This window comes from Chitinophaga sp., from assembly GCF_035761305.1.
In the GTDB taxonomy this organism is placed as follows: domain Bacteria; phylum Bacteroidota; class Bacteroidia; order Chitinophagales; family Chitinophagaceae; genus Chitinophaga.
Window position 1 is genome coordinate 16,464 of record NZ_DASTRI010000268.1, and the last position, 15,339, is coordinate 31,802.

Below are 15,339 nucleotides of genomic sequence, written 5' to 3' on the forward strand. Positions count from 1 at the left end.
CGCCGCATAGCGGTTACAGGACCACGTTACTACGTTGAAGGCCGGTAAAATTTCCGTAACTTTAGTAAAAGCGTTTTTTTATGGCCCATCCTAATATTGAACTGATAGCCGCTTTGAGAGAAACGGCCAAACGCCTGCAAAACGGGGCAGCCTACGCCTGGGGCAATCATGGCACCTGCAACTGCGGCAACCTGCTGCAGGTAATTACAAACCTGAGCAAGGAAGATATTTTGTCCTATGCCCAAACGGGAATAGGCGAATGGACGGAGCTGGCAGAGGAATACTGCGTGGTATCGGATGCTCCTGTAGGCATGCTTATTACGAAGCTGCTTGAAAAAGGACTGACGCCCACAGATATACATAATATTGAATATTTACAGGACCGGGATGTGCTGGCCCGGTTGCCGGAGGGTTTCCGCTGGCTAAAACGGAATAAACGGGAAGACGTGATCGTTTACCTGGAGGCTTTTGCTAATATGCTGGAAGATAAGCTGTTACAGCAGGTAGAGGTCCCCTACGAAAAGTGGCTGCAACCAGCGGGTTTAACATTTTGTTAACAGGCCAATTAACGGTCCGTTAACTACTGCCAAATCGATTAGTGCTACTTTTGAAAACCATCTGTTACACAATGAGAACAATGTAACTGATCAGCATCATTGTCATGTCATATTTTTCCTCAAAATATTGTTCAGAGATAATTTAATCAAAACTGGCACTATCGATCCAATGCAATATACTCAGGAGCATATTTACGAATTATTGCTGCGCAAAAAGAACGGGAACATTGAGCAGGCAGATAACCAGTACCTGGAACAGCTGCTGGCGGATAATGAAGATGTAAGCCGTTTATGGAACGATATACGCCAGCACGATTTTGATGAAGAGATATGGTATGAAATAGAGGACAGTGAAGCTGCCTGGGCAAACGTGGAACAGCAGCTCCTGCAACCGGAGCATAGCAAGGTACGGCGGCTCAGGGGGATAAAATGGCTGGCCGCAGCATGCCTACTGGGCATTATGGCCGCGGGCGCCTACTACCTGTTAACACCATCCGCAGAAATGTCGGGCGAAGAAATGGCCGCAGCCGCATCCCATGCAAAAGGGCTCCGTTTAAAGCTTTCCAACGGCAAAACCATACAGCTGCCCTACAACCAGCCTTCACAACAGATCACTACAGGCACCATAGCGCTGAACGCCGGCGCCAGAACCCTGCAATATACCGCGGAAGACCGCAGCATGGGCGGGTTGAACACCCTCATTGTACCACCTAAAATGGATTACCGCGTTATTTTATCCGACGGTACCGAAATATGGCTCAATGCCACCTCCACCCTGAAATTTCCTTTTGCTTTTAACGGCACCCGCCGTGAAGTGTACCTGGAAGGGGAAGGCTATTTTAAAGTAGCAAAAAAAGCAGGCAAACCTTTTATTGTACATACGCCCGAAACCGCAGTAGAAGTGCTGGGTACGGAATTTAACATCAATACCTACAAAACCGGTGTTACCAGCACCTGCCTGGTGTCAGGCGCCGTGGCCACCCACTCCGGCTCCTCCACCATTGTGCTCAAACCCGGACAGGAAGCCGTATATATGACCCGCCAGGGATTTACCGTACAGCAGTTTGATGCCGATATGGTGCTTTCATGGATGAACGGCATTTTCCAGTTTGATAATACCCGCCTGCGCGACCTGGCGCCGGTAATCAAACGCTGGTTTGGCATAAAGGTGGTGTTTGATGATCCGTCGCTGGCCGATGCACCCTTTACCGGCGTACTGGATAAGCATCACGACCTGCCCTTTTTCCTGAGAAACCTGAAGAACACAGGTGTCGGAATTGATTATTATTACGACCAGGAAACCCTGCATTTAAAAGCAGCAGCAGTTAATAATTAAGAATGAATAATGAATAATTAACAATAATAGAGGTGTGTACATAGGGATGTGCTTCTATGAACAAATGCCTGTTATTAATTCTTCATTGTTAATTATTATTTGCCCGGCGATGCCGGCTTATATCCAAAAACGTACTCCCCCTGTCCTTAATGCTCACTAATTAAAAGGAACACAGGTACTTTAAAGCACCAGTGCCCCTTTTATTATTAATTCTTCATTCTTAATTATTAATTTATATTGCGGCGCTATGCAAGCCGCGCCTGATGCCCCGCATATTTTCTATGAAAGCAATACCATACTGGTAAGATCTGTTACCGGCACTTCCCGCCGGCCGGAGGCCAGGGTACAATCATTCCCGCTGGCGCACCGGCATCGTATAGCCGTTCACTGCACATTCAGCGAGCACCCCGAATGGGATTTTTCCACGCCTTTACAGGAAACATTAACCGTTGAACCGGCTGTATACCCCGCTGCGCACCGCTTACTGGCCATCTCCGACATAGAAGGTAATTTTGATGCCCTCCGCGATCTGCTGCTGGCGAACGGCGTAATAGACACGCATTACAGCTGGACCTTTGGCAATGGCCGCCTGGTGCTGGTGGGTGATTGTATGGACCGGGGCCCGCACGTAACCGAGTGTTTATGGCTGCTTTACAGCCTGGAGATAAAAGCCCGGCAGCAGGGCGGACATGTGCATTTCATCCTGGGCAACCATGAGATCATGAACATGGCAGATGACCTGCGCTATGTGCCTGCAAAATACCTGGCCAATGCCCGCCTGCTGCGATGTGATTACACCCTTTGGTATAAACCGGGTACAGAGCTGGGCCGCTGGCTGGCCACCAAAAATGTTGTTGAAAAAATAGGTCCGCTGCTGTTTGTGCACGGCGGTATCAGCAGCATGGTAAATGACCTGCAGCTTTCCATACCAGAAATGAATGAACTGTGCCGGCGCCGGTACTTCACACAGCTATTGCCGGGGCATGCGGCGTCATACCTGCTCATGGATGCCCCGGGTGCTCCTTTCTGGTACCGCGGTTACGCCATGGGCAATGCTACCCTGCAGCAGGTAAATGATACGCTGCGGCGGTTTGCAGTGGAGCATATTGTTATTGGCCATACCACGGTGAGCCAGGTGACCACTTTTTTTAACGGTAAAGTAATAGATGTAGACACCCTGCATGCAACAGGCATTTCAGAAGGCCTGCTGCTGCAGAACGGGCGGCTGTTCAGGGTAGATAAAACCGGCAGGAGGGAAGCGCTGGAATAAAATCATCCCAACAGGCTGATATTGAAGCAGCCGCACCAATCATCAGATTTATTTGAATAATTGTCGAATTGACAATATATTAGAGTTTGTTAATTCTGTAATTCAACGTTATGAACAAACTGGCATTTATCGATTACATCATCTTTATCGTGTACTTCATGGTAGTGGCCTCTTACGGATACTGGATCTATCGGCGTAAGAAAAGGACCAGCCTTGATACCAAAGACTTTTTCCTGGCAGAAGGTTCCCTAACCTGGTGGGCTATTGGCGCATCGCTGATTGCGTCCAATATATCTGCAGAGCAGTTCATAGGCATGAGCGGCAACGGTTTTTCCGTAGGCGTGGCCGTAGCTGCGTATGAATGGATTGCGGCTATTGCCCTTATTATTGTGGCGGTGTGGTTTATGCCCGTGTACCTGAAGAACCACATTTTTACCATGCCGCAGTTCCTGAAAACCCGCTATAATGAAACGGTAAGTCTTATTATGGCCATTTTCTGGCTGTTCCTGTATGTGTTTGTGAACCTTACCTCCATCCTGTTCCTGGGCGCGCTGGCTATCAACAGCCTGGTAGGCAACGGCAATTTCCATCTGATCATGATTGGCCTGTCGGTGTTTGCGCTGCTCATTACCCTGGGCGGCATGAAGGTGATCGGTTATACCGATGTGATACAGGTAGCCGTTTTAATCATTGGCGGCCTGGCCACTACTTACCTGGCCTTAAGCATGGTAAGCGAGCATTTTGGCCTGGGCAGCAACGTGCTGGCAGGTTTTAATGCGCTCATGAAAGATGCGCCGGAACATTTTAAAATGATCATGGAAAAACCGGCGCAGGATGCGCCGCAGCAAGAGATCAATAAATACCTGATGCTGCCTGGTTTATCCATGTACCTCGCAGGGCAATGGATCGTGAACCTGAACTATTGGGGCTGCAACCAGTATATTACACAACGCGCGCTGGGGGCTAATCTGCAAACTGCGCGCAATGGTATTTTGTTTGCCGGCCTGCTTAAGCTGATGATGCCCATTATTGTAATGCTGCCCGGTATTGCTGCATACGTATTGTACAAGAACGGCAGCCTGCAGCAGCAAATGGCGCCCGGCGGGCACTTTAATGCAGATAATGCCTATGCCGCCATACTTGGCTTTTTGCCTTCCGGCCTGAAAGGGTTGTCGCTGGCGGCTTTAACAGCGGCAATAGTAGCATCGCTGGCAGGAAAGGCCAACAGTATATCCACCATTTTTACACTGGATATTTACAAGAAATACATTCGCAAAGAGGCCAATGAAAAGCAGCTGGTATGGACCGGCCGTATGACAATTATAGCGGCCATGCTGCTGGCTATATTATTTACCTGGAACGATCTGCTGGGTATTGGCGGGGAAGGCGGTTTTACCTTTATCCAGAAATACACCGGTTTTATAAGTCCGGGTGTTTTCGCCATGTTTCTGCTGGGCATGTTCTGGAAGCGCACCACGGGCGCAGCTGCAGTAGCGGGCATTGTTACCGGCTTTGTGCTGTCGGTGGTGTTCAATAACTATGCGCCTCAATGGTTTGGAAATGAAACGCTTTTATACACGGCTTTCCCTAACGGGAAGGGTAAATATGAAATTCCCTTCCTCATTTGTATGGGATGGTCCTTCTTTTTTACAGTGCTGGTAATGGTGTTAATGAGCCTGGCAGGTCCCAAAGTGAACCCCAAAGCTTTTGTACTGGATGCCAGCATGTTCCGTGTAAAGCCGGCAACCATGGTGTTAATTGTAATCACGTTATTGATATTGAGCGCGTTGTACGTACGCTTCTGGTAAGTTGTGAGGCTGCCTGAGGCTATAAGCGTTCAGCGTTTAACAGTATACGTTAGTATAATAAAAAAAGGCGGTAGGAATACCGCCTAATTTTTTAACCATATCCTATGAAAAACCTGATGCAAAGATATACGGCTGCGGTTACCTGCCAACATTCATTTGGTGAAGTATGGATTTTATCTAGTAAACGCAGCTATTTGGCTATCCTTAACCAGGATTTAACAAAAAAAACGTTACATATCGATAAAATTCATATCAAAATATTCCCCTGTTCCGGGTAATCCGTTACAACGTCTGTTGCGTTTTTGTTAACTTTGGCTCATATGAGAATAGAAGAAGCCATTAAACAAGGGAAATTCACCAATAATTTTCATAAAGTTCTGGTCAATCTTATTTTCACCAGCAACTGGCTTCGGGATGCAAATGCGGAAATTTTCAGGAAGTACGACATTCTGCCTCAGCATTTTAATGCGCTGCGCATTATTAAAGGCCGGCATCCCAAACCGGTTTCTGCCGGGGAAATTAAAGAGGTGCTGCTGGATAAAGCCAGCGATGTAACCCGTTTGCTCGACAAACTGGTGAAGCAGGGGTATGTAAAACGCCAGCTTTGCGAATACAACCGCCGCAAAATGGACATTACCATTACTCAACAGGGCCTGGAGCTGCTGGAAGAGCTGGAGGTTCCCATGAAAGCTTTTTATGACGATCTTGCCACCCGCATTACCGCAGAAGAGGCACAACTGTTAAGCGACCTGCTGGATAAAATACGCAATAATGAATAATTGACAATTAATTATTGTAGCAATCATTGTTTATTTAGTATTCATTATTAATTGTTAATTATTAATTCGCTAATGCATTTACCCCCGCTTATTACAGACCTGGCTTTAATACTGGCAGCCGCGGCCGTTACCACCCTCATTTTTAAAAGGTTAAAGCAGCCGTTGGTACTGGGATATATTGTGGCCGGGCTGCTGGTGGGACCGCACGTATCGCTGGTGCCTACTGTTACAGACGAAGCCAATATTCAAACCTGGTCGGAGATAGGTGTTATTTTCCTGCTCTTTAGCCTGGGCCTGGAGTTCAGCTTCCGCAAGCTGATAAAAGTAGGCGGCAGCGCCTCCATTACCGCTGTAATAGAAGTAGGTATTATGCTGCTGTTAGGCTATGCAGCCGGCCGTTTATTAGGCTGGTCCGCTATGGACAGTATTTTCCTGGGCGGCATTCTTTCCGTATCATCCACTACCATTATTATACGTGCATTTGAAGAGCTGGGCGTTAAGGGCCAGCAGTTTGCCGGGCTGGTATTTGGCATCCTGGTGGTGGAAGACCTGGTGGCCATTGTGCTGCTGGTGCTGTTATCCACCCTGGCGGCCAGCCGGCAGTTTGCCGGTATGGAAATGCTGGGCGCTGTGGTAAAGCTGTTGTTTTTCCTGATTATCTGGTTTGTAGCCGGCATCTTTTTTCTGCCCACATTATTAAAGCGCACCCGCAATTTAATGAGCGAGGAAACCCTTTTGGTTACCTCCATAGGGTTATGCCTGCTTATGGTGGTACTGGCCACAGCGGCGGGCTTTTCCCCTGCGCTGGGCGCTTTTGTGATGGGCTCCATACTGGCCGAAACCACCCAGGCAGAGAAAATAGAGCACATGGTAAAACCGGTCAAAGAGCTGTTTGGCGCCGTGTTCTTTGTATCAGTAGGGATGTTGATCGATCCGGCTATGATCGTTAAATATGCAGGGCCGGTGGCTATTATCACCGTTATTACCGTAGTGGGTAAAACGCTTAGCACCACCATAGGCGCCCTGGTATCGGGGCAGCCGCTGAAGCCCGCTGTACAGGCAGGTATGAGCCTGGCGCAGATAGGGGAGTTCTCTTTTATCATTGCAACCCTGGGGCTTACCCTGGGCGTAACCAGCGATTTCCTGTACCCTATTGCAGTAGCGGTATCTGCAGTTACTACCTTTACCACGCCTTTCCTTATTAAAGTATCAGCACCGGTATATGCGCGTGTTGCCGCCATACTGCCGCACCGGTGGAAAACCACGCTGAACCGGTACAGCGCAGCCACGCAAACCATATCGGCAGTGAGCGACTGGAAGCTGCTGCTGCGCGCTTATTTCATGAACATCGTGTTGTTTTCCGTGATTATTATAGCCATTGTGCTGTTGGCGGCCTATTACGTGCTGCCCATGACCGGCGGCAATACACCGGATCATCACTGGGCGCGCATAGCCACCGCGCTGGTTACCCTGCTGGTATTATCTCCTTTCCTGTGGGCGCTGGTGTTCCGGGGCGCTACCAGCAAGGCATCGGCGAATATATGGCGGCAAAAGAAGTACCGTGGCCCGCTGGTGCTGCTACGTATGTTGCGGGTGGCCCTGGCCGTGATGCTCATCGGTTTTTTTGTAGACCGCTTTTTTTCCACTGCTGTGGCGCTGCTGGTTACCCTGGGTGTTATTGGTTTGCTGCTGGTAATGTCGCGCAGGCTGCAAACATTCTATACTTCTATTGAGGCCCGCTTCTTTTCCAACTTTAATGAAAGGGAAACCCGGGTGGGAGGCATCAACAAACAGGTGCTGGCCCCGTGGGATGCGCACCTGGCTGTAATAGCCATACAGCCAACTTCCCCGGCTGTGGGTAAAACCCTGCAGGAGCTGGCCCTGCGCGAGCGCTTTGGCACCAACCTGGCGCTGATCCGCAGGGGAGGGCAGCAGCTGGCGGCGCCCGGGGGCACCGAACGTTTATACCCCGGCGATGTAGTAACCGTTATAGGTACGGACGAGCAAATTAACCAGCTGAACCGCTTCCTGGAAGAGGAGGCAGGCGCCCCGCCGGGAAAATCTGTTTCTGAGCATGATATTGTGCTGCGCCGTTACCTGATAAAGAACGGGATGCCTTTATTAGGAAAAACCATCCGCCAGGCAGGCATCCGGGAGCAAACACAGGGAATGGTGCTGGGCATAGAGCGCGGCGGGCAGCGCATCCTGAACCCGGAGTCAACAACCGTTTTGGAGGAAGGAGATATTGTTTGGGTAGCAGGCAGCGACAAGCGGCTGTCGGAGTTCTTTAAACGAACAACCGCGTAAGGCAATTACGAATTATCAATTACGAATTACGAATTGAGTGTTGCGTGTATACCCGTTAACAATAGCCTTACAATCACCACGCTAAATCACATACACACCGCCACAATTATTAATTATTAACTATTAATTATTAATTATCGTATCTCAGCTGCGTGGTTTCCTGCAGGCCGTCTGCACCATAAATGGCTGTTACGCTGGTTGGGTATTGCGCAGTATTGTACTCATATTGATAACGGGTTGCTGTTTTCTCCGCATTTTCCGCGCTAATAACCTCTTCCGTTAAAATATTATTGTTGGATAAAAACGCCGGCATTATATCAGTAATGTAACAAAGCCCTTCTATCTGCTTTTGAGGGTTCAGTTTATTATCATAGGTGTACAGCACGGTGCTGCCCAGGGCAAAATTGCCGCTGGAAGCCATTCTGCCGTAATTATCCAGCTGAATTACATTGCCTGCTTTGTTCCAGGTATATGCCTGGTAATTATGATTAACAAACCGGCCGTTAATGTTTTTACTGAAAAAGTAGCGCTCCGCAATGTGGCCGCCGGCATCATATACCAGTGAGTCATAGCCCTGTTCCGTTCCCTCTGTATAGTAACGGATCTTTTCTATTTTGCTATAGCCTGCACTGTAATCAAAAGTAGCAAACAGGTGGCTGTCGTCGCCATTCGCCCTGTCTGATACCAAGGTGCTTACCAAACGTCCGCTTTCATAAACCGGTATGCGTACATCCGTGTACGTTTCTTCTCCTGTATGCTGTATGCGGGTAAGCCGGCTGATGGCGTGCCAGCTGTTGTAAGTGATAAGCGTGCTGCCGGCATGGCTGCTGATAGCTTGCAGGAAAGGGCGGTTAGCCGCGCTATCGTCGTTACTCCTGAAAGATGTTAAAGCAATGACGGCCATTGTGGCAAGCATCGCCATCCCTTCCTTTAAGCTGTTGGTTTTCATAGGTGTAAAATCGGTTATAGGAAATTGGAATAGTGACAGATCAAAAATAATTAAAAATAATAATATGTTGATATGGCATTTTTGTGCTAGAAGCAGGATGGCCTGCCGCCACAATAAAAAAAGAATGAACAACGGAACAGGTATACGCTCGCATGCCGTTATTCATTCTTTTCATTTTACATGCTGCTAGCGTTTCATTACAGAATCTCTGCGGTTGGTGCTGTCCCTTTTTTTCCAGTCTTTTTTCTGCATTTTGTTTTTGTCTTTCATCTTATGCTTTTTCACGGTAGTATCCTGTTGGTAATAACCGGCAGGGGCTACGGAGTGAGCCATGGTTCCCTGAACTGCTACCAGGCCGCAAAAGGCCATCGCAAGGCCGATGATGGTGAGATGCTTTTTCATAAGCTTTGTTTTTTTGGGTGACTGAATTTTTGTTTTTTTTATGCCCTGTATGCAGTGGGGTGTACGGTTGAGAGGAATAATAGTGTGGAGTTTTAAACACGGATTGTAAACGTAATCCCCAAAAACGTAACCGGAGAAATACATTTACAATCCATGTGCAAAGAGAGGTTACTTAACGGATGATGTATATCTTACCGGCCCTTGCGGCTGTTTTCATCCTGTTCAGGATCCCACTCTATGTTATCTGCTTCTTCGGTGGTCAGGTGATTTTCTTCCAGATCAGTTTCATCCAGGTCAGGAATATCATCATTCTCTTCATCTTCTTCGTCTTCGTTTGAAATATTCTTTGATCTTAAGTCCTGGTCGTCCTGTGTATTAAGCCCTGAATTTTTACTGTTGGAAGGGTCACGCAGATCATTGTTCTGGTTGTTCCCCGGTCCGGTTTGTTTTTTCGTTTGCATAACTAGATTTTTTAAGGTGAAGATTATTTGTTTTCCTTCATAGTACCCTTCCTGCTACGGTAAGGCCATATAATGTATATAATCACTAACAAAAGGAATATGCCAAGTACTACCAATGATGTAAGCATAGTAATATCGTTTTGTTCATAATATCCTACACAAGCATCAGGCCAGCCCAAAGCACAGCAGGCACAGGTATAGCAGGAAAAGCAGCAGGTAAGGTTTGATGGACAATATTATTGTTATAAAACATGCGCTCAGCCCGGAGATGCTTTGTATCGCAATGTTAATCAATCTTTAGCGTGCTCCCCGGCAAGCAGGAAAACATGCACAATTACGTATAAGAAAAAACAAGCTTTCCGGGGTATTTTACAGGCAGAAAAAGTGGCTGGTTGCAAGATAACTTGAGAAAATATGGTGCACTTGTTAACTGGCGGGCCTTTTGGCGCCGCTACTTTCAGGGAAATACATCCTGCAGGCGCCTTGCCAGGGTGCAGGTGAAGGTACTTCCAGAAACGGCATGGCGGCAGGAGTAAAAACAGCAAAATTGTCCATCAAATTGAGAAGAATTGCCATTGTCAGCAGGCTGTAGGATAATGTAATTTAGCATTGTTATGAAAAACAACACGTATAACCATCTTTACCTGTTTATTATTTCCATGATCTCCGCAATGGGCGGTTTTCTTTTTGGGTACGACTGGGTAGTGATAGGCGGGGCCAAACCTTTTTACGAACGCTTTTTTGGCATCACGCAATCGCCGGCCGCACAAGGCTGGGCCATGAGCTGCGCTTTGGTAGGCTGCCTGGCAGGGGCGGCTATTTCAGGCATACTGAGCGACCGCTATGGCCGTAAAAAACTGCTCATGCTGTCTGCAGCCCTGTTCCTGGTATCTTCCTGGCTTACGGGGGCCGCGCATTCATTTCAAAGCTTTGTGGTGTACCGTATTATCGGCGGCATAGGTATTGGCCTGGCCTCTAACCTGTCGCCCATGTACATTGCAGAGGTTACGCCGGCGCCTTTGCGGGGTAAATATGTTTCCATTAACCAGCTTACGCTGGTAATAGGCATTTTGGCTGCACAGCTGTTCAACTGGCTGATTGCAGAGCCGGTGCCTAACGGCGCTACAGACGATTTTATACTGAACTCATGGAACGGGCAAACCGGTTGGCGCATTATGTTCTGGGCCGCGCTGGTTCCTTCGGCGCTGTTCCTGCTGTTGTTGATATGGTTGCCGGAAAGCCCGCGCTGGCTGGCTACCAAAAGCTATACGGAAAAGGCGGGGCGCGTGCTTACCAAAATAGGCGGCGCATCGCATGCACAGGCAGAACTGCAGGCTATTGCACAAACAGCAGACAGTGACAACCGGGTGCATTTAAAGCAGCTGCTGCAACCGGGCATATCGCGCATACTGCTGATTGGTGTTATCATTGCCGCCTTTCAGCAATGGTGCGGCATTAATGTTATTTTCAATTATGCAGAGGAAGTATTTGCCGCTGCCGGCTACGGCGTATCGCAGATACTGCTCAATATTGTAATTACCGGGGGCGTAAACCTGGTATTTACCCTGGTAGCCATGTATACGGTAGACCGTTGGGGACGCCGCCGTTTAATGCTTATAGGCGCCGGCGGACTGGCCATGATATATGCCATTATGGGATTGCTGTACTTCATGCATTTCAGCGGCTGGCCTTTGCTGCTGCTGGTGGTAATGGCCATTGCCTGCTACGCTATGTCGCTGGCGCCGGTTACCTGGGTGGTGCTGTCGGAAATATTTCCCAACCGTTTGCGTGGCAGCATGATGTCTATAGCCACGCTTTCGCTGTGGGCGGCCAGCTTTGGGCTTACCTACACATTCCCCCTGCTGAACAGCGCATTGGGCGCGTCCGGCACATTCTGGGGTTATGGCGTTATCTGTATTGCAGGGTTTATATTCATCCGCACTTTTTTACCGGAAACAAAAGGCAAAACACTGGAGGAGATAGAGCAGTCTATTGGTACTACAGCTACGCCGGCAGACCGGCATTTTGCAGCAAACTAACAAGCGTAATTCATCTTATAAACAGAACAATTTGTTATGGAAGTTAAAGCCTGGCAGCAGGCGGTCCGTATACCCACCTATGGCATCGGGCAGCCTGAAAAACACCCTGTGTTCCTGGAAAAAAGAGTTTACCAGGGCAGCAGCGGCGCCGTATACCCGTACCCGGTAGTAGAGAAGATACTGGACGAAAAAACAGAGCAGGAATGGCAGGCCGTGTTCCTGGAGAACGATTACCTGCTGATTATGATACTGCCGGAGCTGGGCGGCCGTATACAACGGGCATATGATAAGATAAAGCAACGGCATTTTGTATATCATAACCAGGTCATAAAACCAGCCCTGGTGGGCCTTACCGGTCCGTGGATAAGCGGAGGCATTGAATTCAACTGGCCACAGCACCACCGGCCCGGTACTTATGAGCCGGTGGACTGGTCTATTGAGCATTTTCCCGACGGCAGCGTAACCGTATGGTGCAGCGAGCTGGAAAGAATGTTCCGCACCAAGGGTATGGCGGGCTTTACCCTGTACCCCGATAAAGCGTATATGGAGATAAAAGTGCAGCTGTATAACCGCACACCGCTGCCCCAGACTTTTTTATGGTGGGCCAACCCCGCGGTGCATGTGAATGAGCACTACCAGTCCGTATTTCCGCCGGATGTACATGCCGTGTTTGACCATGGTAAGCGCGATGTGTCACGCTTTCCGGTGGCTACAGGCACTTATTACAAAGTAGATTATTCCGCCGGGGTAGATATTTCCCGCTACCGCAACATACCGGTGCCTACGTCTTACATGGCCATTACCTCCGGCTATGATTTTGTAGGCGGTTATGAGCATGATACACAGGGCGGTTTGCTGCATGTGGCTAACCACCATGTATCGCCGGGTAAAAAGCAGTGGACCTGGGGCAACAGTGATTTTGGCCTGGCCTGGGACCGCAACCTTACAGATGAAGACGGGCCGTATATAGAGCTGATGTGCGGCGTGTACACCGATAACCAGCCGGACTTTTCGTGGCTGATGCCTTACGAAGAAAAGCGCTTTACCCAGTACTTTATGCCTTACAGCCAGGTAGGCCTGGTAAAAAATGCCAGCAAAGACCTGGTGCTGAACCTAGAGATCGGCAATACAACGGCAACGGTTAAACTTTATTCAACCGGCAGCTTTCCGCAAAGCCGTATTGTGCTGTACGACCAGGGTGCGGAAATATGGAGCCATACAGCAGATCTTACGCCGGCTGCCTACCTGGAGCACGCCATTGCCTTACCGGACGCGGGCGACAGCACCCGTTACCGCATAGGTATTTATGACCGGCAGGGCCGGCAAATGCTGGCCTGGCAGCCTGCGCCGGAGGCTGTACAACCCATGCCGCAAGCCGCCCGCGCGGCAAAAGCGCCGGCCGACATTGCGGAAATTGAGCAGCTGTACCTTACCGGCCTTCACCTGGAGCAATACCGCCATGCTACCTATAACCCGGTGGATTATTACCAGGAGGGATTGCGCCGCGACCCTGGGGATGTGCGCTGTAATAACGCCCTGGGTAAATGGTACCTGCGCCGCCTGTTGCTGGAAGAAGCGGAAAAATGCTTCCGCCGTGCTATTGATACCTTAACTGCCCGTAACCCGAATCCATACGATGGAGAGCCTTATTATAACCTGGGCCTGTGCCTGCGCTGGCAGCAGCGTTTAACAGATGCTTACGGCGCATTTTACAAAAGCGCCTGGAATGCCGCCTGGCAGCCGGCAGGTTATTACCAGCTGGCCCTTATTTCCGCTGCCCGCGAACAGTGGGATGCTGCGCTGGATGAAGCCACCCGCTCCCTGCACGGTAACTGGCACCATCATAAAACCCGGCATTTGCTCATCAGTATTTTAAGACAGCAGGGCAAGCAGGCAGCAGCACTGGAGCTGGCCAATGCCTCCCTGCAGCTGGACCGCTTTAATACCGGTGCGCACTACGAAAAATACCTGCTTACAAAAGACCCCGCAGTGCTGCAGGAAATGCAGGTGCTGCTACGGGGAAATATTCATAACTACATGGAGTTTGCGCTGGACTACCAGGCCGCCGGCATGCACAAGGAAGCGCTGGCATTGCTGCAGTCCGGCATAGACCAGCAGACAAATAACGTATACCCGCTGGCGTGGTATTTTATGGCGGCCATTGCCTGGCAGGCCGGCGACACGGCAGCTGCCCACGGCTACTGGAAAAAAGCAGCGCAGGCTGCACCGGACTATTGCTTTCCGCACCAGCAGGAGGCAGCCCTGGCGCTGCAGCTGGCCATACAGCAGCACCCCGGAGATGCGCGGGCGCCCTATTACCTGGGCAACTACTGGTACCACTTCCGCCAGTACGACAAGGCCATTGCCTGCTGGGAAAAAGCGCGGCAGCTGGACGACCGCTTTACTACCGTGCACCGTAACCTGGCGCTGGCATTATACAACAAACGTAACCAGCCTGCAGAAGCAGCGGCCAGCCTGGAAAAAGCCTTTGCGCTGGACCAAAGCGACGCCCGCATTTGCATGGAGCTGGACCAGCTGTATAAACGCCTGAACAAACCTGCCGCCACCCGCCTGGCCATGTTGGAAAAATACCCGGCGCTGGTAAATGACCGCGACGACCTTTACCTGGAAAAGATTGCGTTGTATAACCTGCTGGGCAGGCACCAGGAGGCATATGACCTGCTGATGCAACGCAACTTCCATCCCTGGGAAGGAGGAGAGGGGAAAGTAACCTTCCAGTACGAGTACAGCTTAATTTCCATGGCTAAAGCAGCCATTAACGCAGGCGATTATACGAAGGCGCTGCAGCTGCTGGAAAAGGCCCGCCAGTACCCGCATAACCTGGGAGAAGGCAAGCTGTATGGCGCGCAGGAAAATGATATTGACTACTGGAGCGGCTGCGCCTATGCCGGTTTGGGACAAACCGCCGCAGCTGTTGCCAGCTGGGAGCGCGCTGCTGTAGGGCTGTCTGTGCCATCTGCCGCCATGTATTACAACGATCAGCAGCCGGACAAGATCTTTTACCAGGGACTGGCTTTGTTAAAGCTAAACCGCACAGCAGAAGCGCACAGCCGTTTTAACAAGCTGACAGATTACGGGGAGCAGCATTTGTTTGATGAGGTAAAGATCGATTATTTTGCCGTGTCGCTGCCGGACCTGCTGATATGGGATGATGACCTCAACCGCCGCAACCGCCTGCACTGCCATTACCTGGTAGGCCTGGGACAGTTGGGACTGGGAAAGAAGCAGCAGGCCAAAAAGATGTTTGAGCAGATATTGACTGCTGACCAGTATCACATTGGTGCGCACATTCACCTGGGAATGCTGCAGCAGCCGGTATTGGAAATAAGCTAAGAAAAATAAGCGATAATAAATAAAACAGGCCGTCTTCGCTGAGAAGACGGCCTGTTTTATTTATGCGCCATGCAGGA

At 49.8% G+C, this 15,339-nt stretch carries 11 protein-coding genes; 8 read left to right on the top strand and 3 right to left on the bottom strand.

Translation table 11 applies throughout. The annotated features are described in order from the left end of the window. The first annotated feature begins 80 nt into the window (after positions 1–80). From VFS25_RS22450 to VFS25_RS22475, 6 genes are all read left to right on the top strand, one after another. On the top strand, positions 81–557 hold the full coding sequence (locus VFS25_RS22450; RefSeq protein ID WP_326464422.1) for a hypothetical protein: 477 nt from the start codon (positions 81–83) through the stop codon (positions 555–557). 169 nt (positions 558–726) lie between these two features. Next, the gene (locus tag VFS25_RS22455) at positions 727–1,893 is read left to right on the top strand and encodes a FecR domain-containing protein (RefSeq protein ID WP_326464423.1); all 1,167 of its coding nucleotides are present in this window, start codon (positions 727–729) and stop codon (positions 1,891–1,893) included. 247 nt (positions 1,894–2,140) lie between these two features. Next, positions 2,141–3,163 carry a metallophosphoesterase gene (locus VFS25_RS22460; RefSeq protein ID WP_326464424.1) on the top strand — a complete coding sequence of 341 codons (1,023 nt, stop codon included), beginning with the start codon at positions 2,141–2,143 and terminating at the stop codon, positions 3,161–3,163. A gap of 110 nt (positions 3,164–3,273) precedes the next feature. Continuing rightward, the gene (locus VFS25_RS22465; RefSeq protein ID WP_326464425.1) at positions 3,274–4,971 is read left to right on the top strand and encodes a sodium:solute symporter family transporter; all 1,698 of its coding nucleotides are present in this window, start codon (positions 3,274–3,276) and stop codon (positions 4,969–4,971) included. A gap of 320 nt (positions 4,972–5,291) precedes the next feature. Further along, complete coding sequence (locus VFS25_RS22470; protein ID WP_326464426.1) at positions 5,292–5,750, top strand: MarR family winged helix-turn-helix transcriptional regulator; 459 nt, start codon at positions 5,292–5,294, stop codon at positions 5,748–5,750. A 72-nt stretch (positions 5,751–5,822) separates the two neighbouring features. Beyond that, positions 5,823–8,057: a cation:proton antiporter gene (locus VFS25_RS22475; protein WP_326464427.1), complete on the top strand. Its 2,235-nt coding sequence runs from the start codon at positions 5,823–5,825 to the stop codon at positions 8,055–8,057. Positions 8,058–8,187: 130 nt separating this feature from the next. Here VFS25_RS22475 and VFS25_RS22480 read toward each other — a convergent pair whose 3' ends face one another. From VFS25_RS22480 to VFS25_RS22490, 3 genes are all read right to left on the bottom strand, one after another. Beyond that, positions 8,188–9,006, bottom strand: coding sequence for a hypothetical protein (locus tag VFS25_RS22480; protein WP_326464428.1), 819 nt, complete (start codon positions 9,004–9,006; stop codon positions 8,188–8,190). 186 nt (positions 9,007–9,192) lie between these two features. Then, positions 9,193–9,408: a hypothetical protein gene (locus VFS25_RS22485; protein WP_326464429.1), complete on the bottom strand. Its 216-nt coding sequence runs from the start codon at positions 9,406–9,408 to the stop codon at positions 9,193–9,195. Between the two features lie 191 nt (positions 9,409–9,599). Continuing rightward, positions 9,600–9,869, bottom strand: a complete 270-nt coding sequence (locus VFS25_RS22490) for a hypothetical protein (protein WP_326464430.1) — start codon at positions 9,867–9,869, stop codon at positions 9,600–9,602. Between the two features lie 614 nt (positions 9,870–10,483). Here VFS25_RS22490 and VFS25_RS22495 point away from each other — a divergent pair. Further along, positions 10,484–11,908, top strand: coding sequence for a sugar porter family MFS transporter (locus tag VFS25_RS22495; RefSeq protein ID WP_326464431.1), 1,425 nt, complete (start codon positions 10,484–10,486; stop codon positions 11,906–11,908). 36 nt (positions 11,909–11,944) lie between these two features. After that, the gene (locus VFS25_RS22500; RefSeq protein ID WP_326464432.1) at positions 11,945–15,262 is read left to right on the top strand and encodes a DUF5107 domain-containing protein; all 3,318 of its coding nucleotides are present in this window, start codon (positions 11,945–11,947) and stop codon (positions 15,260–15,262) included. The last annotated feature ends 77 nt before the right edge of the window (positions 15,263–15,339 follow it).